Consider the following 20159-nt stretch of genomic DNA (forward strand, 5'->3'; position numbering starts at 1 on the left):
TTCTTATACCTCTTCTTCTGCCATTGCAGCTTTTATCATGATTGCACACTCTACACGCTTACGCTCCAGCTCGCAGCCCACTTCGTAAACATCATCGATCTTGCCTTTGAAGTTATAGGAGTTTGCCGCACAGCCGCCGCTGCAGTAGAACCGCGCAAAACATTTCTTACATGCCTCTTTTGCATAGACGTTGCAGTTTTTAAAGTCTTTGCAGATTGCAGGTTTTGTGATTCCCTCATCCACATTACCGAGAAGGAAATCTTCATTTCCTACAAACTGATGGCACGGATACAGGTCGCCCCAAGGGGTAACTGCCAGATATTCCGTTCCTGATCCACATCCGGACAGACGTTTGTATACACATGGACCACCGGTCAGATCAAGCATAAAGTGGAAGAAATTAAATCCGTTTCCTTCTTTATTTCGTTTGATCATCTCTTTCGCCAGGTTATCGTACTCTTCAAACAGTTTCGGAAGATCTTCCGGCTGCAATGCGTAATCCGCATCCGAAGGTGCCACAACCGGCTCTACAGAGATCTGTTTGAATCCCAGATCTGCCAGATTCAGTACATCCTTGGAAAAGTCGAGATTATAATGGGTAAATGTACCACGGGCATAATATTTGTCCTGGTTACGGCTCTCTGCCCATTTCTGGAACTTCGGAACTACCAGGTCATAGCTTCCGGCACCTTTACGGAACGGACGCATATGATCGTGAACTTCTTTTCGTCCATCGATACTCATAACCACGTTGCCCATCTCTTTGTTACAGAATTCCATCACTTCATCATTGACCAGAACACCGTTGGTGGTCAGTGTAAAACGGAAGTTTTTATTATATATCTTTTCCTGCTCTCTTCCGTAAGCTACCAGGTCTTTGACAACCTGCCAGTTCATCAGAGGTTCCCCTCCGAAGAAGTCTACTTCCAGATTTCTTCTGCTTCCGGAATTGGCGATCAGGAAATCCAGTGCTTTCTTTCCTACTTCGTAGGACATCAGTGCACGTCTTCCATGGTATTCTCCCTCTTCCGCAAAGCAGTACTTACAGGCCAAGTTACAGTCATGCGCAATATGCAGACACAGCGCTTTGACTACCGTTGGCCGCTCTTTAAAATGCTCGATCGCATTTTCATAAATGTCCTCGGTAAACAACATTCCCTGATCGGTCAACTCCTGAATCTCTTCGAGAGCCGTCTTCAGGTCTTCTTTGGAATAAGAAGCAGACAGTTTTTCTGTCACTTCTCCCTTCGAACATCCCTGATCCAGCAGGGCGATACAGTCATATACAATATCATCCACCACATGAACTGATCCGCTGTTTACATCAAGAACAATTGCGTATCCATTACTTTTATATTGATGAATCACTTTCTGTTCTCCTTTTTCTTTTCTCAATCAGCAGTTTTTATCCGATGCACAACAAACAAAAAGCAAGCAGCGGCTTTTTGAACCGCTGCCTGTTATGTTCCAAGCATCATGGAGCCTGTCGAATTCTTATTTTGTGTTTTCGCAGCTCTGATTTCCTACTGTACAAGAAGTCTTGCAAGCAGACTGGCAGGATGTCTGACATTCGCCACATCCACCTTTTTTCATTGTGTTCTGTAAACTTTTTGTATTTAAAGTTTTGATATGTTTCATTTTTGCTTCCTCCTTATGTTATTACTTCTTGCATTATAGCATATCTTCCTTCATTTTCAAAGAGTTTTTTTCGCAACTTCTTCCTATTTACGCTATTTTCACGCGCCCGCCACCATCGCGCCCAAAGTTGACGATCCGGCGCAGATGAGCAGCGTAAGAAATGCACCTTTCACTCCCGTTCCTATACCCGCACCGGAAAACACCGTAATGCTCATCAGAATGATCCAGTACATCCCTCCGAGTACCATTCCCCACAGATATCTCTTTCTTTCCGCTGTTTTTCCCATATAGATTCCCCCGCAGAGTCCAGAGAGCACATAAACAGCCAGAATACCTGCGGATACTTTTCCCTCATCCAGCTGGCACTTCAGCAAAAGCAATGCCAGAAGCAAAAGTCCTGTCCCGCTGACCAGGTACGATACGATCAGTCCTTTCACGACTCTGCTGCTCTTTTGTATCCAGATGCTTTTCCCTGTATCCAAAAAAATCCCTCCCATACAGTACTATATGGGAGGGTTGTTCGTTCTATACCTTATCGGTCTCAGATTTCTTTTTTACGGGTTTTCTTACCGGCAATACCGAGTACTGCAAGCGCTGCTGCCGCAAATCCTGCATACCAGGCTGTCTGCTGCATATCGCCTGTTTTCGGATTTACTCTTCTCAGTGTTGTGCCGGAAGACTTCTTACCGGTCTGGGACTGTGTGGTCTGGCTCTTCTGCGTATTTTTCTTTGTCACACTTCCGGATGTACTTCCTGCGGACACATTCGGTGTCAGTTTTGTCGTCGTGCCGGAGGAAGAAGTGGTATTTTTATTTCCATACGCTTTATCCGTATTTCCTACCAGAGACTGACTTCCTGCCAGCTTCAAACCTGCTACATCGTACGGGCTGAAAGAAGTTGTCACAAAACTCAGTGTTCCGTCCGCATTATAAATCGGAGTGATATATTCGACGCTTCCGTCTTTCAGATAATGGATCACAACAAGTTGTGTATAAAGCTGATCGTCCGGTGCAGGCATCGTAATGCGCACCTGCTGTCCATTTAACTGATATTCACATTCATTCATCAGATCCCACAGCTGCATCTCATACGGGCTGATAAAAGTATCTGCATTCTGACCTGCCAGAACGGAGCTGTCGGACTTATCGTTATTCAGCTGTACCTGAAACTGGATATACCATGGAAAATCTCCGGCCACCGTAACGCCGTTGCTTGTCCGATTGACCGTCTTCGCTCCTTCCTGGGCTGTCTGTAACAGTACCAGGCTGTCAGACTCAATGTATGCTTTCTGTGCTTCCGACAGTGCTTCGTATTCTTTTGTGGCTGCCACGATTGCTTCTACTTCTTCCGGTGTTGTCACCTCACTCGGGAGGAAATCCAGCTGTTCCTGTACAGCTGCGATCTCATTCATTTGCTCCCAGGTAAGTCCTGACGGCTTCTGTGTGCTGTCCGTATCCGGTGTCTCTGTTCCCGGTTCTTCCGGTGTCTCAGGTGTCGGCGCTGCCGTATGATCTTCTGCCGGTACTTCCGGTTCTGTCGACGGCTCTGCAGTCGGTTCCGGTGTTGCAGTCGGAGCGGTCACTCCTGTATCGGAATCCGCCGGTTCTGTCACCTCAGGTGTTGGCTCCGGAGTGGTCTCCGTCTGTTCAGGAGCTTCCGGTGCTGTGGTCGGCTCCGGTGTTACGGTCACTTCCGGTGCTGCCTCCGGGGTCGGAGTGGCTTCCGGTGTATCGGTCACTTCCGGCGTCGGCGTTACTTCCGGTTTCAGAGATTTTACACGAACCGTGATCTGTCTGGTAACGGTCTCACTTTCCGCATCCCAGCCCTTTTCCTTGCTGTAATCAATCTTTTTCATGTCATACGGATGGAAAACCACCTGATAGTCCGTCTCGTATTCGGACGGAACTGTATCCTCGTCTTTCCAGGAAAATACACCGTCGCCGTCGCATCCTTCCAGCGAAATTTCCGATAATGCTTTTGGATCTTTTACGGTGATCACTTTGGGAACATAGATATTTTCTTTTTCCACTGCACCTTCCACCTTGCCGTCTCCGGTAATGTCTTCGGTGTACATACGGACATTGTCCAGTTTCAGGCTTCCGTTTACCTGAACCAGTGCCTCTTCAAAATCTTTCGCACGGCGGATAGAAACGCCGGATGGCAGTTCCCATGTCTCCTCATCCTCTACGGTAACGGTTCCGCTGATTCGGATCACGCCGGACTCTCCTGCAAGTTCTGCTGCCTTTTCAAAGCTTTTTACTGCCTCATCCTGGCTCTCGCCGCTATTCTTATCATTTCCCGTTTTTCCATTCAGATATACGATAGTTTTTTCTTCTTTCTTTTCCCCATCCTGAGTATCTTTCTGGTCTTTTGCAGACTCCGCATATACCATCTGACCGGTTGTGGAAGAAAGAACCATCACAGATGCCATCACCATTCCCACCGTCTTCATGTATCGCTTCGCTGCCGGTTTATTATTTTTCTTCATTATCCACATCTCTCCTGCTTGTATTCTCAGCTGCGGTTTCACAGCTTTTTTTACTACTTTCACAGTTATTCAATTTTATATTATAACATATACTTCTCTTTTTCAACACCCTAAAAAATATGATTTTACAAGAATTTGTCTTGATTTTTGAATCGAATTCCTGTATATTCAAGTACAACTACTACATATTTTCAAAGGAGTGAATATTTTTGGATTCTGGCGACGCCATACAACTAATTGTGTTACTGCTGTTAATTTTGCTTTCCGCATTTTTCTCTTCCGCAGAGACGGCCATGACTACAGTCAACAAGATCCGTATCATGTCTCTTGCTGACGATGGGAATAAAAAAGCAAAAACCTTATTGAAAATTATTGAAAATCCGGGAAAGCTTCTGAGTACGATCCTGATCGGCAATAATATTGTCAACCTGTCGGCATCTTCTCTGGCAACCACCTGGACCACGAGAGTTCTTGGTAATGCCTTTATTGGTTTTATCACCGGCGTTCTGACCTTGCTGATTCTTCTGTTTGGTGAGATTACTCCGAAAACCCTGGCAACATTACAGGCAGAAAAAATCTCTCTTGCCTATGCACCGGTAATCTATCCTCTGACCAGGCTGCTGACTCCTGTAATTTTCCTTGTGAATCTGCTTTCGCGAGGTGTCTTATTTCTGCTTCATGTAGATCCCGATGCCAAGCCAAATGCCATGACAGAGCAGGAACTTCGTACCATCGTGGATGTCAGTCATGAAGACGGTGTCATTGAGAGTGAAGAACGGCAGATGATCTACAATGTTTTCGATTTTGGTGATTCTCAGGCCAAGGATGTGATGGTTCCGCGTATCGATATGTCTCTGATCAATGTCGATGCCACCTATGAAGAAGTGATTCAGGCATTCCGGGAGGACGGTTACACCCGTTATCCGGTCTATGAAAATTCTACAGACACCATCATCGGTACTCTGAACATGAAAGACCTGATCCTGCGGGATCCGAACAAAGCTTTTTCTGTACGGGATTTCCTCAGAAAACCTTATTTCACCTATGAATATAAGGGAACCGCAGATCTTTTAATGGAAATGAAAGAATACGCGGTAAACCTTGCGATCGTCCTCGACGAATACGGTGCCACCGCCGGTATGATCACATTGGAAGATCTACTCGAAGAAATCGTCGGAGAGATCCGTGATGAATACGATGCCGACGAAGAGGAAGATTTTAAAGAAATCGTTCCGAAACGGGAATATCTTGCAAAAGGTTCCGCCAAACTGGATGATCTGAATGAAGCTCTGGATTTGCATCTGGAAACAGAGGATTATGATTCCATCGGAGGTTTTGTGATCGAACAGCTCGATCACCTGCCGGTTCCCGGAGAATCCTGTATCACAGATAACCACCTGAAACTGGTTGTTGATCAGGTAGACAAAAACCGGATCGAACTTGTACACATCTATATACCGGAAGATTTTTACGATAAAAAAGAAGAAGAGGATTAACCCCTTCTTCTTTTTTGTTATATCTTTATTCCACACTCTTTAACGATTCGATCATATCAATCTTTTTCAGTCGGTAATACATCATTCCGTTGACAAACAGTGCAAATGCCAGTGTGATCAGTCCGCTGTACAGGAAACTTCTAAAAAAGATATTTCTTCCGAACATCATCATATCCACTTCCACGGTCTGGATCACATTTCCATGTAGGAAAGCACCGATTCCCACACCTGCGAGGATACCGAATACGGTAAGTACCATATTCTCACGATACACATACGAAGCCACTTCCCCGTCGTAGAATCCAAGCACTTTCAGCGTTGCCAGCTCTCTTTGGCGTTCTGTTATATTGATATTGTTCAGATTATACAGTACCACAAATGCCAGCAGACCTGCCGATACGATCAGAACCACGATAACGATATTCAGAGAGCGCAGCATGTTGCCGATCTCACTGATCAGATCCGACGTAAAGGAGATGGCTGCGATCTCCGGATGTTCCATGATCGTCTGACCCAGTCCGTCCTCGTAACTGTCTGAGGTATCTTCGTAGCGAAGCAGCAGCTGGTTATATTCTGCCGGTTTTCCGAACAAGGTCTGATATGTGTCTGTCGTCATATAAATAAAATGCCGCACATAATTTTCGACAATCTCCGTGATCTCCACTTTCACGATCTGATCACCTTTTTTCATCTGCACCGTATCGCCAACCTTAAGTCCCAGAAGATCCGCCGTCTTCTCACTGATGGCAGCTCCCTGCGTCGGAAAATCATAATGTTTTCCACTGACCCGGTCACGCAGATCAAAGAAATCTCCGAAATGCGTCAGATCCTTCGGTACTTCCATCACCGCATCCACACTGCGCTTCGGTGACTGCAGTTCCACACTCTGGCAGTACATCTCCAGAATCTGCTGTATTCCCGAATATTCTTCCATCTCGCTTTGTACCTGTGCCTTTTTCTCTTCCGTGGCATTCCCGTTAAAAACGGCGCTTGCCTGATAGGTAAACAGGTTGACAAACTGATTCTTCGCGATCGCTGTGATCGAATCCTGCAAGCCGAATCCTACTACGATCAGTCCCATACAGCCGCCGATGCCGATCACCGTCATAAAGAACCGCTTTTTATAACGGATCAGATTCCGGATCGTTGATTTTGTCGTAAAGTTCAGATGTTTCCATAAAAACGGGATTCGTTCCAGAAGGATCCGTTTTCCGTTTTTCGGAGCCTCCGGGCGCATCAGCTGTGCCGGGCGAGCTGCCAGTTCCTTATAACATGCCGCTACGGTTGCCACACCGGTACACAGTGCACTCGCAAGGATCGCAAGTCCTCCCTGCTCCCAGTTTAACGGGGTCAGATATTCTTTCATTCCTGTATACAGCATACCGTATGCATTCATGATCACCCACGGCAGGATCTTTTCTCCGATCAGCACTCCGACAAATCCACCGGAGATTGTAAACATCAGTCCGTAGGCAAGATATTTTGCGGCGATCACACCGTCTCCATAACCCAGTGCCTTCAACGTACCGATCTGCTGCCTCTGCTCCTCGATCATTCGGGTCATCGTCGTGAGGCTGACCAGCGCTGCTACCAGAAAGAAAATCACCGGAAAGAATTTTCCGATATTTGTGATCCGCGCCGCATCTTGTCCGTAATTTTCTGTGGAAGTCACCTGATCGCGTCCCCATACATACCAGTCCGGAACGCTCAGATCCGCCAGTTCTTTTTCCCCGTCTGCAATTTCTTCTTTTGCGTCTGCCAGTTTCTTCTCTGCCTTCCGGCTTTCTTTTTTGTATTCCTTCCAGCCATCCTCCAGTTCCATTTCTTTTGTGGCAATCTCATCTTTTGCCTCCTGGAGTGCACTTTTTCCATCCGCAATCTGCTGTTTTCCGTCAGAAAGCTGTGCCTTTCCATCTGCAAGCGTCGCTTTTGCCCCGGCGATCCGCTGTTTTCCATCCGCAATCTGTGTTTTCGCCTGCCCGATCTGCGCCTCGCCATCCGTCAGCTGTTTTTGTGCCTGACGGATCTGACTTTCCCCTGCGGCAAGCTGTTCCTTCGCCTGTGCGATTTTCTCCTCGCCCGCCGCAAGTTCCTGACGATGCGTACTGATTTCCGTTTCCCCGGCTGAAAGCTGCGCCCTTGCCTGCTCGAGTTCTCCTTTTCCCTGCCGGATCTGCGTCAGATTTCCGTTGAGTTCCGCCTCTTTCTGGGCAAGCGCTTCCTTTTGTGCTTCCAGTCCGGCAAGCTGTGTCCTCAACTCCTGCAAGGCAGCCTCTATCTGCTCCAGCTGTTCCGCATCCGGTTCTTCCATCTGCGAGAGCTGTTCTTTTTGCGCCTCCAGCCGGGTGATTTCTTCCTGCACGCTTTGCATACCGGCGGCAAGCTGTGCCTGTCCTTCCTGTACCTGTGCGATGCCCGCGGTCACTGCTGCCTCATTTGCATCCAGTTCTTTTTCCTTTTCTTCCAGCTGCGTTTTCTGTTCTTCCAGTTTCGCCGCCTGCTCTTCGAGCTGACTTTTTGCTGCATTTAACTCTGCTTCCTGCGTCTGTAACTTTGTCTTTCCATCCGTCAGTTCTTTCTGTTTTGCGGCAAGTTCCTGTTTTCCGGCTGTAAGTTCCTGCGTTTTCTGCTGTAACTGTTGTTCACCGGCAGTCAGTTCTTTCTCTTTTGCGGCAAGCTGGCTCTCACCATTTTGCAGTTCCGTCTCTTTCTGGACCAAAATGGCTTCTTTTTCCTTCAGTTCTTTTTCCTTCTCAGTGATGGTATCTTTCGCCTCTTTGATCTGAGAAGTGCCGTCTTCCAGCGTCTTTTTTCCGTCCGCCAGTTCCTTTTCACCGTCCGCTACCTGTTTTCTGGCATCGGAAAGTTTCTCTTCTCCCTCCTGGTAAACCGTATCATATCTTCGCTGGCAAGCTTCCTCTTCCAGTTCTTCTACCCGGTTTTGTACCTGTTTTACGGTCTTTTCATAAGAGGTACTGTAACTTTCCAGTTCTTTTGCTCCATCCACCTGCACATAGATTTCTGTATAAATCTCACTGGTAAATGTCTCCGGAAGCAACAGCCCAAAACTGTCGATGCTGCCGTTTCCGATACTTCCCGTTCCACGGGTCAGATCCATATAATAGGGCAGCGTTGCCGATCCTACGATCGTAAATGTTTCCTGACTGAGATCATCGGAAAGTGCCGTGTCCGTACCGCTCTCAAATGTCACCTGATCACCGATCTTTTTTCCGGTTCCATCCAGAAACTTCTGATCTACCAGAATCTCGTCCGTTTTCTGTGGCAGCCGCCCCTCGAGAATCTGCGTTTCATTCACGCCGTCCTCCAGCGCAATCAGCTTCACTGCCTGTTCTTTTTCTCCCTCTTTATGTAATACTTCTAACGTATGCCCACCGGTTACCTGTGCCACGCCTTTCACCTTTTCGATGTCTTCCACATCCGCGTCCGTAAGCCCCAGCGTTCCCAGTACCCGCAGATCCATGTAATTTGTCTGATCGTAATAGGCATCCGCCGAAGTCTTCATATCTCCTTCCGCTGAGCGGATACCGGAAAAAAACGCCGCACCCAGCAGGGAGATGAAAAATACGGATAAAAACCGTCCTTTGTTCTTTAAAATCTCTCTGAAAAAATCCTTCCGAAATGCTTTCATCCCTTTCCACCTACCATTCTATCTCTTCCACCGGTGTGGGATTCTCGTTTTGCACCATCTCTGCCACCTTTCCGTTCCGGATCCGCACGATCCGGTCTGCCATCGGCGTCAATGCAGAGTTGTGCGTGATGACGATCATCGTCATTCCCTTTTTCCGACAGGTATCCTGCAGCAGCTTCAATATCGCTTTTCCGGTCACATAGTCCAGTGCACCGGTCGGCTCATCACAGAGCAGCAACTTGGGATTTTTTGCCAGTGCTCTGGCAATTGCCACCCTCTGCTGCTCCCCGCCGGAAAGCTGTGCCGGGAAATTGTACATGCGTTCCCCCAGCCCCACTTCCTCGAGAACCGTCTTTGCATCCAGCGGATCTTTACAGATCTGAAGCGCCAGCTCCACATTTTCCAGTGCGGTCAGGTTTTGCATCAGGTTATAAAACTGAAACACAAAACCAATGTCCTCTCTCCGGTACTGGATTATCTTTTTTCCCTTTAGCTGATCCACCCGGGTTCCATCCACGGATACTTTTCCTGTCGTCGCGCTGTCCATGCCGCCGAGAATATTTAATACCGTTGTCTTTCCTGCTCCACTCGGTCCGACCACAACCACAAATTCTCCCTTTTCCACCTGAAAAGAGATGCCGTCTGCGGCCTTAATCGTCACTTCTCCCATCTGATAGGTTTTTGTCACCTGATCCAGTTCCACATATGCTGCCATAACACCCTCCTGTCTTTCGTATGAAATGATACTATCCTGTTCGTATTATCTGTTTATCCGAATTCCTCAGATACTCCACGAATCCGCTTCCCTGCAAAAGATCCGTTGCAGCTGTTCCCCACATTTTTCCACTTCTCCCAGTACTTCCCTCCTGCCTTTTTGCGTGTCAAACCAATTTTCCCGGTTGACTCCCACATCCGAAGGGCAAATGAGAAAGGTTGTCTGTGGATATAAGTACTGATAATACAGCTTGCATCTTCTGGCATGCTGGGCTTTGCAGCAGATAATTGCCTTTTTCACCCGAATGCCCGCTGCATCTGTCACTTTTCTGGAGTTGATCGCATTCTGATAGGTAAATGTAGCCGCATCTTCCCGCAGGATCACTTCTTCCGGTACGCCTTCTTTTCTTAGCACATCTCTCATAAATTCCCACTCGGTCTGATACGGTCCCGGATAGTTTTCCTGCATCGCCTGTACCCCTGCAAATGCTCCTTTTCCGATACTGTATTTCCCGGAAGGCAGAATCCAGGGTGCCATCCCTTCTTTCCACAGCCGCGCCGCCTCTATGGACATCTGCGGAAATCCGTTTCCCGGCACAAAGAGGATATCTGCCTTCTCCGGTTCATCTTCCACAAAAATAAAATCACTGATCTGATCTAAAAAACGCTCATATTCTCTGTCTTTCTTTTGTATTCCCATGGATCTGCTCCCTTCTTCGTCCTGGCTCCTACCGGGTCGTGATCAACGTCTGATATCCGTCCCGCCGGAGCCTCTGTTCCATCAAAACGGCATTGCCGAGCTGTTCGAAAGCCCCGACCTGCACTTTATAATATCCGTCCTGCTGTAAGATATAAGACGGATATCCCTTATCCAGCAGTTCATAATTCATCCGGTCTGCATTTTCTTTGTTCTTAAATATCCCCACCTGTACCCGGTACAACAACGGATCTTCCACCGTCTCCTGATCCAGCGTGCCAAGAATCGCTTCCGCAATGGCTTCTGCGATTTCTGAAAATTTTTCATCGAACAACTGGTTATCCGCTTCGCTGTTGATAAAGCCCACTTCAATCAGAAGCGCCGGCATATTTGTTCTTCGCAGTACCACAAGCCCCGGCCGCTCTTTCACGCCAAGATTCCGAAATCCCACATCTTCCAGCGCCCCGTCAATGGCCTCCGCCATCTCCAGTTTGATCCCTGATTTATCGTAGATCAGCGTCTCCACGCCCTGGTACTGATTCGATCTCGGACTGGAATTTCTGTGGATCGAGATAAAATAATCGGCTTCTTCCCGGTTGGCAATCTGTGCTTTTTCAAACGGTGTCTGATAGACATCTGTGGTTCTCGTATACACCACATCCTGTCTGCCTGCCTCCAGAAGCCTTCCCACTTCCAACGCCAGTCTCAGATTGTCATCCTTTTCTTGTCTGCCCTGATAGACCGCACCCGGATCCTCCCCTCCGTGTCCGCTGTCCACTACAATCTTATATGCCATACTTTTCCGCCTGTATTTCTTTTCTTCTTTTTACTATATGCCTATCTGCACGGAAATGTTGTTTTATAATTCATTATATCAAAAAGGACACCGGCGTAAAAGCCGATGCCCTTGATTTTATAGATATTTTATATTATTTGTTACTGTTCACTCCGTGCCCAGCAACACGCTGCGCGATGCACAGAATTTATGCTAATCGCATAAATTCGCGCGATATGTCTCGGGTTTTCTGTGACCTTCGCTCACAAAAAACACCTCGCGGGATATTACCAGTGAACAGTAACTATTATTTTACTGCGCCGTTTACTACACCGTTGATAATCTGTTTCTGGCAGATCAGATAGAAGATCAGGATCGGCAGCAACGCCAGCAGATAAGAGGCGAATGCCAGGTTATAATTAGTTCCGAACTGAGTCTGGAAGTTTAACTGCGCCAGTGGTAACGTATTTTTTCCTGTTCCGGACATGATAACCAGCGGAGTCATGACATCGTTCCAGGTACTCATCGCAGTCAGTACCGCAACGGTCGCATGCATCGGTTTCATGATCGGGAAAATAATGTTCCAGTAAGTGCTCCAGGTGGTAGCTCCGTCCACACGGGCTGCCTCTTCAAGCGCCAGCGGGATATTCTTCAGATAACCGGAATATAACAGAATATTCATCGGCATAAAGAATACCACATACAGTACGATCACACCAACACGGTTGGCGATTCCAAGCTGTGCCGTCTGTTTTACCAGCGGCATCATCAGGATCGCAAACGGAACAAACATACCGCTTACAATATACAGATATGCAAAATTATAAAACTTTTTATTTGCCATGCTTCTTCCGATCGCATATCCTGCCAGAGAATGGATCAGGATAGCGAGGATCACGGTCACGATCGTAAGCAGTAAACTGTTTCCCAGAGAATGCCAGAAATCGGTTACTTTCATCGCTTCCGCAAAGTTTGCAAAACTCCAGGTTTTCGGAAATGCAAGTGCTCCCGCGATATCGTTTGTCATCTCAGACGGCTGTTTGAACGCAATGATCACTGCCATATACAGAGGGAAAAACACAGTGAGGCAGCCGATGATCAGTAAAATAGTAATCGGCCAGTTAACTTTTGCTGTCTGATTATTTGTTTTCTTACTCATTATAACTGTTCCTCCTTCTTACCCATTACTGTCATCTGGAATGCAGAGATTGCCACGATAACGACAAAGAACAGAACCGCGTTCGCACTCTGGAAACCAAACTGTCCGCCACTCATACCGTTCTGGTAGATCAGGTAAGAGATGGACTCTGTACTCTGGGACGGACCACCCTTGGTCAATGCCATGATCTGGTCAAATACCATCAGGAAGTTCTTCATACACAGCACCATATTAATGGTAAAGAACGGAATGATCAGCGGGAAGGTCAGATCTTTGAATCTTCTCCAACCGGTTGCCCCGTCGATCGCGCCGGCTTCATAGACATCTTCCGGTACGGTCTGCAGACCGGAAATATAGATAATCGTATTCATCGCGATCGCCTGCCATGCTCCTACAATGACGATACCGAACCATGCAGTGTTCTCTTTTGCCAAAATACTGGAGCTTAACCATTCGATTCCTGCTGCCTGTCCGGCTGCCGGAAGAATATAAGTAAAGAAGAAACTGAAAATATAACCGATAACCAGTCCCCCCAGAATATTCGGGATGAAATAGATTCCTCTCATCACGGTTTTGCCCTTGATCTTCGCATTCAGTCCCAGTGCCAGAAGAAGACTGATGATATTTACGATCACGGTACAAACAATTGCATATTTAAACGTAAACAGATACGATCTTCCCACACGGGCATCCGTAAACAGATCTTTGTAGTTTCGAAGTCCGACAAAATCATAGCTTCCATATCCCTTGAAGTTTGTAAAACTGTAGATAAAACCTTTGATCAGCGGCAATGTATTAAAGCAGAAAAACAGTACCAGTACCGGAATGGTAATCAGGAGAAACGTGCGCTCTCTGTCGTTGGTTTTTCCTTTCTTATTCATCGTTCTTATCCCCTTTCCTAATTATTACTTCCGTTTTCTTTTTCGTAATCCTGTACTTTCTGGATCAGATCACGGTTGTAACGAACCCACTCAGTATCAAATTTTTTCAGGAATTTGTCGGTAGCATTGTCGCTGTCATCCAGCAGGTACGTCTGGATCATCGCATCTACAGACATTTCACTCGGATAGTGGTGATCCTGGTAGTCTACCAGTTTTCCCTCGTTGATGTAATCTTTCATACCATCCAGCATAGACGGCAGATCAAAATCACCTTTTTTACACGGTACGGCACTCTGATCATCGATGTATGCCTGTACATTTTCATCTTCCATGAAGAAACGCAGTACCTCATATGCTTCTTCTTTGTGTTTGCAGTTTTTCATAACAGAAAACTGTAAATCATTACCGGAGTTCAGAACATTTTCCTCTGCATTGTTGCTTGCAGGGAATACGAACGAATCGATATTCATATCCGGATTTACCGATTTGATCTGCGGAACAGCGTAACTTCCGATCACAAACATTGCAGATTCTCCTTTGGCAAATGCGGTACATGCATCGTTGTATCCGTACGCTGCCGGGTTGTCCTGTGCATATGTCAGAAGTGCTTTTTCTTTCTCTGCCACTTCTCTGTAATTATCGGTAAATGTGGTATTGCCTTTGTTTACCTCCGAACACACATCAGACGGAGCCAGATCTACAGCGATCGCATTCCACGGAGCCAGGCAGGTCCAGGAATCCTTGAATCCGAAGTACAGTGGCTGAATGCCTTCTGCTTCGATCTTCTCACACAGAGCGGTAAATTCATCCCAGGTCGTCGGGATCGTCCATCCATGTTCCTCAAACATATCTCTATTATAAAGAACACCGGCTGCGTTTGCCATGTACGGCAGTGCATACGTTCCGTCCATCGGTACATATTCCAGTTCCTTATCGTTCTGCAGATATGCCTCTTTGACATCTGCAAGCCCGTCAAAATCAGAAATATCCATCAACATATCAGAATCAAGGAAATTGGAGTAGTTTACATCACCACCGATTCCGATAATATCCGGATAATCCTCACGAATAAATCTGGTTTTCAGAATGGTCATGGCGTCGTTCGGGGAATCGATCACCAGTTCAATATTGTCGTGTGTCTCATTGAATTTCTTTTCCAGCTCTTCAAATACATCTACGGCTTCCGGTTTGTACTGAACAACTTCAATCTTTACTTTTCCGTTTGCTTCCTCTTTTCCACATCCGGAAAGCATGGTTCCAGCTGCCATCACACCAGCCATTCCAAGACAGAGCGCTGCTTTTCCACGTCTTTTCATTTTCCATAATTCCTTTCCTTATTGATCTTATAAACCGTTTTGAATTCTAGTTAGTTTTGTCAGGTTTTGCAACATGTTTACAAAAACACCAATATTTTATACAATAATTCTATATGTTTTTTGTGTATTATGTCCAAGAAACATTTTTAACATTCTTTCTTTTTCACGTATAAATTTTTGATTTTTGTATAGAATGTTGATAACAGCGTACTTTTTTTGCGTCCTCCGTAGTTTTCCCGGTAATTTCCAGCTTAATTTACTGAAAATAGTTTCATTTTGTTCGATTCAGATACATATTTATTGATTTTTTTAATAGATAGCTTATAATAAAAGCAGTATCATTATTGTTACTTATTAAATTTATGTGAAAGGAGCTTTTATGCAGACACTAACCCGCAAAGAAGAGCAGATTATGCAGGCTGTATGGCAGATCGGTCATCCCTGTCTGATCTCAGAGATTCTGAAAAAGGATACCACGCTCAAAAGAAACACCGTAGCACCCGGTATCATCACGCTTACCAAAAAAGGATATCTGAAAGTAGATTCCATCGGAAAATCCATGACCCGTACCGGAAGAGCGTATGCACCGATTGTTACCCAGCATGCTTATGATGAACAGCAGAAACTGATTCAGTGTGTCGTAGACAGTCAGACAACGAAAGACGGAATTCTGAATTATATTCAGTTACTGATCGACACGAACCAGGCAGACGATGCCTTCAGAGCTAATTTAAAAGAAAAGATTGAGAAATAGCAGTATTTGAGATTTTATGAATGAAGAAATAAACAATAAACCAAAAAGAACCGATGGTTTCTGACGATGCCTTTTATCTGAAAAGCATAGGGGAGTATCCCAAAGTTTGTGTAAACCTCCAAACTGATGTAAGATAGAATTACTCAGTTTGGAGGTTTATTTTATGGCAAGAAAAAAGGATTCACCACAAAAAGCAGCACTTAGAGAACTCATGGGAAACTACCTGAAAGAAAACAATGTAAAAGTAAAAGATGGAACAGATGTTAATTCCATTATGCGGGATATGATGTCTATCATTTTGGAAGGTGCCCTTGATCAGGAACTGGATGAAGAACTGGGATATTCCAAGTATGATTATCGAAATAAAGAAACCGATAATTCCAGGAATGGATATTCCCAGAAAACGTTACATACCAGTTACGGAGATATGGAGATTGATATTCCAAGGGATCGAAAAGGTGACTTCGAACCACAGGTTGTAAAGAAGTATCAGAATTCGATTACGCAGGACATGGAAGAAAAGATCATTTCCATGTACGCAAAAGGAATGACTACTGCCGATATAGAAAGCCACATGCGTGAATTATACGATCTTGAGATCTCCGACAGTACTGTCAGCCGGATTACTGATAAGATCCTGCCAATAGTAAAAGAATGGCAGGAAAGGCCATTAGAAAGTGTGTATGCTGTTGTATTTATGGATGCGATCCATTTCCATGCCCGTAATGAGGGGCGGATTGTAAAACGTGCTGTTTACATTGCGATTGGGATCGATATGGAAGGACGTAAGGATGTCCTCGGGATGTATGTGGGTCAAAATGAAAGTGCCAAGTTCTGGCTCTCCATCCTGAATGGTCTGAAAAACCGGGGCGTAGAAGATATATTGATTGCGTGTGTGGATGGACTGACCGGTTTTCCACAGGCAATTGAAGCAGTATTTCCCCAGACCGAGATCCAGCAGTGCATCATCCATCAGATCAGGAACACCACGAAATTTGTTTCTTACAAAGAGATCAAACCACTTATGGCAGATCTGAAGCGTGTATATGCAGCTCCTACAGAAGAAGTTGCATTGGCAGAACTGGACAGCTTTGACGAAAAATGGAGCGGGAAATACCCTAAGATTGCAAAGTCATGGAAAGATAACTGGGCAAATCTTTCAACGTATTTTAAGTATCCGGAAGCTGTCAGACGTCTGATCTATACCACGAACACGATTGAAGGATTTAACCGCCAGCTCCGGAAAGTCACCAAATCCAAGACGGTATTTCCATCCGATGACAGTCTCTTGAAAATGCTGTATCTGGCCATGATAGATATCACCAAGAAATGGACGGGACACCGTCAGGATTGGGGACAGATCCATTCTCAGCTGGAAATTTTCTTCGAAGAAAGATTGGAAAGGTTATAAGCAGAATGCATGCTAGGCAGGGCTGGCACAGCCAGTCCTGCTTGACATGCCTTAAAACTGCATTATAATACAAACAAGGACAGAACCCTGAAAAACAGGTTCTGTCCTCGATAACTAATGACATATCTTATATCAGTTTTTCTGTTTACACAAAACTTGAAACGCTCTCAAGCATAGCAGAAATCATCGGTTCTTTTTTACTCTATCTGTTTTTAGTGATGGAACAGACGGATACCGGTAAATGCCATTACCATGTTGTATTTATCACAGCATTCGATCACCAGATCATCGCGGACAGATCCGCCCGGCTGTGCAATGTAGGTAACACCGCTCTTGTGCGCGCGCTCAATGTTATCTGCAAACGGGAAGAATGCATCGGATCCCAGTGTAACATCTGTCAGCTGATCCAGCCATGCACGTTTTTCTTCTCTTGTAAATACTGCCGGTTTCTCGGTAAAGGATCTCTCCCAGTTACCGTCACCAATGACATCCATGTATTCCTCACCCATATATACATCAATCGCATTATCTCGTTCTGCACGGGTGATACCCTCCTTGAATGGAAGGTTCAGTACCTGCGGACTCTGACGCAGCCACCAGTTGTCTGCTTTCTGTCCTGCCAGACGGGTACAGTGTACACGGGACTGCTGTCCTGCACCTACACCGATTGCCTGTCCGCCTTTTACGAAACATACGGAGTTGGACTGAGTATATTTGAGGATGATCAGAGAAATCTTCATATCTCTCTTGGCTTCTTCTGTCAGTTCTTTGTTTTTGGTCACCAGATTGGAGATCAGCTCATCATCGATTGCCAGTTCCTGTCTGCCCTGTTCGAAGGTAACACCGAACACTTCTTTATGTTCCAGCGGAGCCGGTACATAATCCGGATCGATCTGGATCACGTTATAATTTCCTTTTTTCTTCTGTGCCAGAATCTCGAGTGCTTCCGGTGTATATCCCGGTGCGATCACGCCATCGGATACCTCTCTCTTGATCAGCATCGCGGTATCTTTGTCACACACATCTGACAGAGAAATAAAATCTCCGAAAGAAGACATACGGTCCGCGCCTCTTGCTCTCGCATAAGCACAGGCGATCGGAGAGAAGTTTTTCCAGTCCATATCGTCTACCCAGTAGATTTTTGCCAGTGTCTCGCTTAACGGAAGACCTACTGCTGCACCTGCCGGAGATACGTGTTTGAAAGAAGTTGCTGCCGGAAGTCCGGTTGCCTGTTTCAGGTTGGATACCAGCTGCCATCCGTTAAAAGCATCCAGGAAGTTGATATATCCAGGTTTTCCGGAAAGCACTTTGATTGGAAGCTCTGATCCGTCGTTCATGTAGATTCTGGAAGGTTTCTGATTTGGGTTACATCCATACTTTAACTGTAATTCTTTCATTTTGCTTCTCCCTCTCCTATTTGTTTTTATTTACGATTCTTGTCTCATAAGTACCATCTGCAATATTGATATAGCGTACAAACAGAGATACTTTATTTTCTTCATTCAGGCTTTCCCATAACAGGCTGGTAAATCCATCGATCTCATCCGGGATTGCCACGAGTTTCGGTTCGCCCTCAAAACTTGGCAGCGGATTGCCATCGCCCATATACGTATGAATAAAATGTCCTTCTCCTGCAAGTGCGGTTCCATAAGAGAATGTGTAACGGTTGCAGGAATCCGGATTGCCGTTGTTGCTTTTTAAGATGGACATTGCATAATCAAATACTCCGTTTTCGATGTGCATTACACCGGAGATCCGAGGGGTATAATTCGGCGCATCCGGTTCAAATTCTCTGGATGTCAGAGACTGCTCAAATGTCAGCTGTCTGTCCATTCCTTCATAAATGGTATCTGTCTGGTCTCCGTTGGTTACGATGGTTTTATTGCCCAGCACGCGTACCGGTGCATAGATAATAAGACTCGGATCCACCAGTTTGGAAGGATCAAAGGCCTGGGTGCGGATTCCCTGTCCTTCTTCTACAAAGACACGGTTTCTGCTGTTCTCACTTCTTCCCATGATGAAATAGGCTGCAACTGCTTTGGTTCCGTCTGCAGATCTGCCAATTACAATTCCTCTTCCTGGGTATAAATTTCCTTTCAGTTCCTGTTCCAATGATATCATCTTCATGAACAATTCTCCTTTTGTCTTATGATTTGATTTGCTGTGGTCCGGATCGGTATAGCGAATCCTGGTTGTCAGAATCACTATACCTGGCTTTTCTCGCCCTCTCCATACTACGCAGAAATTATGCTGAAAACGAAAAAAGCCTACAATCCGAGCTACACTGCCCAGACGGTCGGCTTCAAACCCTTATACTCCCCGTGGTAAACTCCACTTCCGTCAGTCATATAAGTTACTTCAAAAATAGCATTTATTTTTTCTTCTGTCAACCCTGTTTTCATAATTTCGACATCCAGCAATGCTGTTCCCATTCACACGCTTCACATTCCAATATGCTCAGCAAACAATCATCACTGTCGATATTCCCTGTCGTTTTCTTACCGATGAAGTACCAGTCGCACACTCATCTGCTCTCCCCGATATCTGGCGTAATGATTCCGGATCACCACAGCCGAGATCAGACAGCAGCCGACACTGATACCTGTCATCGCCACCCGACAGAAAACACTGACGGAAAACAGTACAAAGGTACAAACCGAACGGTAAAAATGCGGCTCGATCACGATCACCAGGGAAAAGATCAGATACAGGGCTGCCAGAGACAGTACCGGAAGCCAGAACGGTACCAGCCCCAGCAGTACCCCGAACGATACCGCAATGGCTTTTCCACCTTTCTGTGGCTGTAAAAACGGGCAGGCATGTCCGAAAACCGGAGCTGCCAGAATCAGCGCAAAGCTCCATCGTGCCGGATTCACCTCCCGCAACGCCAGATGCACCGGAAGATAACCTTTCAGCAGTTCCATGCACAGCACCAGAATCCCGATCGGTATGCCCGCACAGGTAAAAGCATTCGCCGTTCCCGGGTTTCCATCCGGACTTTCCGCTGTAATATCAATTCCTTTCAGTGCCTTTGGCAACAGATAGCTGTACAGGATACTGCCGGACAGATACCCGCCTATGATATAACACCACTCCTGCCATGTGATCATCTCTCGTTTTCCCCCTGTTTCTTTCTGTACTTTCGCTTTCAAATCGTTCTTCGATGGAAGTACCTCTTTTT

Annotated in this window: 17 protein-coding genes and 1 riboswitch; of the genes, 3 read left to right on the forward strand and 14 right to left on the reverse strand. The window is 45.9% G+C overall.

The genetic code is table 11. The annotated features are described in order from the left end of the window. Nucleotides 1-3: 3 nt before the first annotated feature. From scfB to ETP43_RS10725, 4 genes are all read right to left on the reverse strand, one after another. Nucleotides 4-1368: a thioether cross-link-forming SCIFF peptide maturase gene (scfB, locus tag ETP43_RS10710; protein ID WP_129258035.1), complete on the reverse strand. Its 1365-nt coding sequence runs from the start codon at nucleotides 1366-1368 to the stop codon at nucleotides 4-6. 126 nt (nucleotides 1369-1494) lie between these two features. After that, a complete protein-coding gene (gene scfA, locus ETP43_RS10715) occupies nucleotides 1495-1638 on the reverse strand; it encodes a six-cysteine ranthipeptide SCIFF (RefSeq protein WP_022172544.1) in 144 nt (47 codons plus the stop codon). Between the two features lie 98 nt (nucleotides 1639-1736). Then, a complete protein-coding gene (locus tag ETP43_RS10720; RefSeq protein WP_164979685.1) occupies nucleotides 1737-2120 on the reverse strand; it encodes a TIGR04086 family membrane protein in 384 nt (127 codons plus the stop codon). Nucleotides 2121-2179: 59 nt separating this feature from the next. After that, the gene (locus tag ETP43_RS10725; protein WP_129258037.1) at nucleotides 2180-4126 is read right to left on the reverse strand and encodes an LPXTG cell wall anchor domain-containing protein; all 1947 of its coding nucleotides are present in this window, start codon (nucleotides 4124-4126) and stop codon (nucleotides 2180-2182) included. 209 nt (nucleotides 4127-4335) lie between these two features. Here ETP43_RS10725 and ETP43_RS10730 point away from each other — a divergent pair, with 209 nt between their 5' ends. Further along, nucleotides 4336-5622, forward strand: coding sequence for an HlyC/CorC family transporter (locus ETP43_RS10730; protein WP_129258038.1), 1287 nt, complete (start codon nucleotides 4336-4338; stop codon nucleotides 5620-5622). A gap of 25 nt (nucleotides 5623-5647) precedes the next feature. On the opposite strand, the gene ETP43_RS10735 is transcribed toward ETP43_RS10730, so the two are convergent. The 7 genes from ETP43_RS10735 to ETP43_RS10765 all read right to left on the reverse strand — a co-directional run bounded on the left by ETP43_RS10735 (nucleotide 5648) and on the right by ETP43_RS10765 (nucleotide 14813). Further along, nucleotides 5648-9271 carry an FtsX-like permease family protein gene (locus ETP43_RS10735; RefSeq protein ID WP_129258039.1) on the reverse strand — a complete coding sequence of 1208 codons (3624 nt, stop codon included), beginning with the start codon at nucleotides 9269-9271 and terminating at the stop codon, nucleotides 5648-5650. A gap of 10 nt (nucleotides 9272-9281) precedes the next feature. Continuing rightward, the gene (locus tag ETP43_RS10740) at nucleotides 9282-9986 is read right to left on the reverse strand and encodes an ABC transporter ATP-binding protein (protein WP_129258040.1); all 705 of its coding nucleotides are present in this window, start codon (nucleotides 9984-9986) and stop codon (nucleotides 9282-9284) included. A gap of 66 nt (nucleotides 9987-10052) precedes the next feature. After that, nucleotides 10053-10685: a YdcF family protein gene (locus ETP43_RS10745; RefSeq protein WP_129258041.1), complete on the reverse strand. Its 633-nt coding sequence runs from the start codon at nucleotides 10683-10685 to the stop codon at nucleotides 10053-10055. A gap of 28 nt (nucleotides 10686-10713) precedes the next feature. Further along, nucleotides 10714-11478 (reverse strand): N-acetylmuramoyl-L-alanine amidase, encoded by a 765-nt coding sequence (locus ETP43_RS10750; protein WP_129258042.1) that lies wholly within the window; start codon nucleotides 11476-11478, stop codon nucleotides 10714-10716. Between the two features lie 286 nt (nucleotides 11479-11764). Continuing rightward, the gene (locus tag ETP43_RS10755) at nucleotides 11765-12616 is read right to left on the reverse strand and encodes a carbohydrate ABC transporter permease (protein ID WP_129258043.1); all 852 of its coding nucleotides are present in this window, start codon (nucleotides 12614-12616) and stop codon (nucleotides 11765-11767) included. Continuing rightward, nucleotides 12616-13497, reverse strand: a complete 882-nt coding sequence (locus tag ETP43_RS10760; protein WP_129258044.1) for a carbohydrate ABC transporter permease — start codon at nucleotides 13495-13497, stop codon at nucleotides 12616-12618. Before ETP43_RS10760 ends, ETP43_RS10755 begins: the two co-directional genes overlap by 1 nt. Nucleotides 13498-13514: 17 nt before the next feature. Continuing rightward, nucleotides 13515-14813, reverse strand: a complete 1299-nt coding sequence (locus ETP43_RS10765; protein ID WP_129258045.1) for an ABC transporter substrate-binding protein — start codon at nucleotides 14811-14813, stop codon at nucleotides 13515-13517. Between the two features lie 379 nt (nucleotides 14814-15192). Here ETP43_RS10765 and ETP43_RS10770 point away from each other — a divergent pair, with 379 nt between their 5' ends. Beyond that, the gene (locus ETP43_RS10770) at nucleotides 15193-15567 is read left to right on the forward strand and encodes a BlaI/MecI/CopY family transcriptional regulator (RefSeq protein WP_022399809.1); all 375 of its coding nucleotides are present in this window, start codon (nucleotides 15193-15195) and stop codon (nucleotides 15565-15567) included. A 163-nt stretch (nucleotides 15568-15730) separates the two neighbouring features. Then, complete coding sequence (locus ETP43_RS10775) at nucleotides 15731-16978, forward strand: IS256 family transposase (protein WP_055282856.1); 1248 nt, start codon at nucleotides 15731-15733, stop codon at nucleotides 16976-16978. Nucleotides 16979-17190: 212 nt separating this feature from the next. Here ETP43_RS10775 and ETP43_RS10780 read toward each other — a convergent pair whose 3' ends face one another. The 3 genes from ETP43_RS10780 to ETP43_RS10790 all read right to left on the reverse strand — a co-directional run bounded on the left by ETP43_RS10780 (nucleotide 17191) and on the right by ETP43_RS10790 (nucleotide 20130). Beyond that, a complete protein-coding gene (locus tag ETP43_RS10780; protein WP_022399808.1) occupies nucleotides 17191-18375 on the reverse strand; it encodes a phosphoribosylaminoimidazolecarboxamide formyltransferase in 1185 nt (394 codons plus the stop codon). 16 nt (nucleotides 18376-18391) lie between these two features. Then, the gene (locus tag ETP43_RS10785; RefSeq protein ID WP_022399807.1) at nucleotides 18392-19105 is read right to left on the reverse strand and encodes an IMP cyclohydrolase; all 714 of its coding nucleotides are present in this window, start codon (nucleotides 19103-19105) and stop codon (nucleotides 18392-18394) included. Between the two features lie 152 nt (nucleotides 19106-19257). Continuing rightward, a riboswitch (ZMP/ZTP riboswitch) is annotated at nucleotides 19258-19336 on the reverse strand. Between the two features lie 140 nt (nucleotides 19337-19476). Beyond that, nucleotides 19477-20130: a glycerol-3-phosphate acyltransferase gene (locus tag ETP43_RS10790; RefSeq protein WP_243114256.1), complete on the reverse strand. Its 654-nt coding sequence runs from the start codon at nucleotides 20128-20130 to the stop codon at nucleotides 19477-19479. Nucleotides 20131-20159 lie beyond the last annotated feature (29 nt).

The organism is Blautia faecicola (assembly GCF_004123145.1).
Classification (GTDB): Bacteria; Bacillota; Clostridia; order Lachnospirales; family Lachnospiraceae; genus Oliverpabstia; species Oliverpabstia faecicola.

What these genes read in the sequence shown, in the direction of transcription:
- ETP43_RS10780 (WP_022399808.1), bottom strand. Translation starts at nt 18,375, where the DNA reads ATGAAAGAATTACAGTTAAAGTATGGATGTAACCCAAATCAGAAACCT.
- ETP43_RS10760 (WP_129258044.1), bottom strand. Translation starts at nt 13,497, where the DNA reads ATGAATAAGAAAGGAAAAACCAACGACAGAGAGCGCACGTTTCTCCTG.
- ETP43_RS10770 (WP_022399809.1), top strand. Translation starts at nt 15,193, where the DNA reads ATGCAGACACTAACCCGCAAAGAAGAGCAGATTATGCAGGCTGTATGG.
- ETP43_RS10725 (WP_129258037.1), bottom strand. Translation starts at nt 4,126, where the DNA reads ATGAAGAAAAATAATAAACCGGCAGCGAAGCGATACATGAAGACGGTG.
- ETP43_RS10750 (WP_129258042.1), bottom strand. Translation starts at nt 11,478, where the DNA reads ATGGCATATAAGATTGTAGTGGACAGCGGACACGGAGGGGAGGATCCG.
- ETP43_RS10755 (WP_129258043.1), bottom strand. Translation starts at nt 12,616, where the DNA reads ATGAGTAAGAAAACAAATAATCAGACAGCAAAAGTTAACTGGCCGATT.
- ETP43_RS10735 (WP_129258039.1), bottom strand. Translation starts at nt 9,271, where the DNA reads ATGAAAGCATTTCGGAAGGATTTTTTCAGAGAGATTTTAAAGAACAAA.
- ETP43_RS10745 (WP_129258041.1), bottom strand. Translation starts at nt 10,685, where the DNA reads ATGGGAATACAAAAGAAAGACAGAGAATATGAGCGTTTTTTAGATCAG.
- ETP43_RS10785 (WP_022399807.1), bottom strand. Translation starts at nt 19,105, where the DNA reads ATGAAGATGATATCATTGGAACAGGAACTGAAAGGAAATTTATACCCA.
- ETP43_RS10740 (WP_129258040.1), bottom strand. Translation starts at nt 9,986, where the DNA reads ATGGCAGCATATGTGGAACTGGATCAGGTGACAAAAACCTATCAGATG.
- scfA (WP_022172544.1), bottom strand. Translation starts at nt 1,638, where the DNA reads ATGAAACATATCAAAACTTTAAATACAAAAAGTTTACAGAACACAATG.
- ETP43_RS10775 (WP_055282856.1), top strand. Translation starts at nt 15,731, where the DNA reads ATGGCAAGAAAAAAGGATTCACCACAAAAAGCAGCACTTAGAGAACTC.
- ETP43_RS10765 (WP_129258045.1), bottom strand. Translation starts at nt 14,813, where the DNA reads ATGAAAAGACGTGGAAAAGCAGCGCTCTGTCTTGGAATGGCTGGTGTG.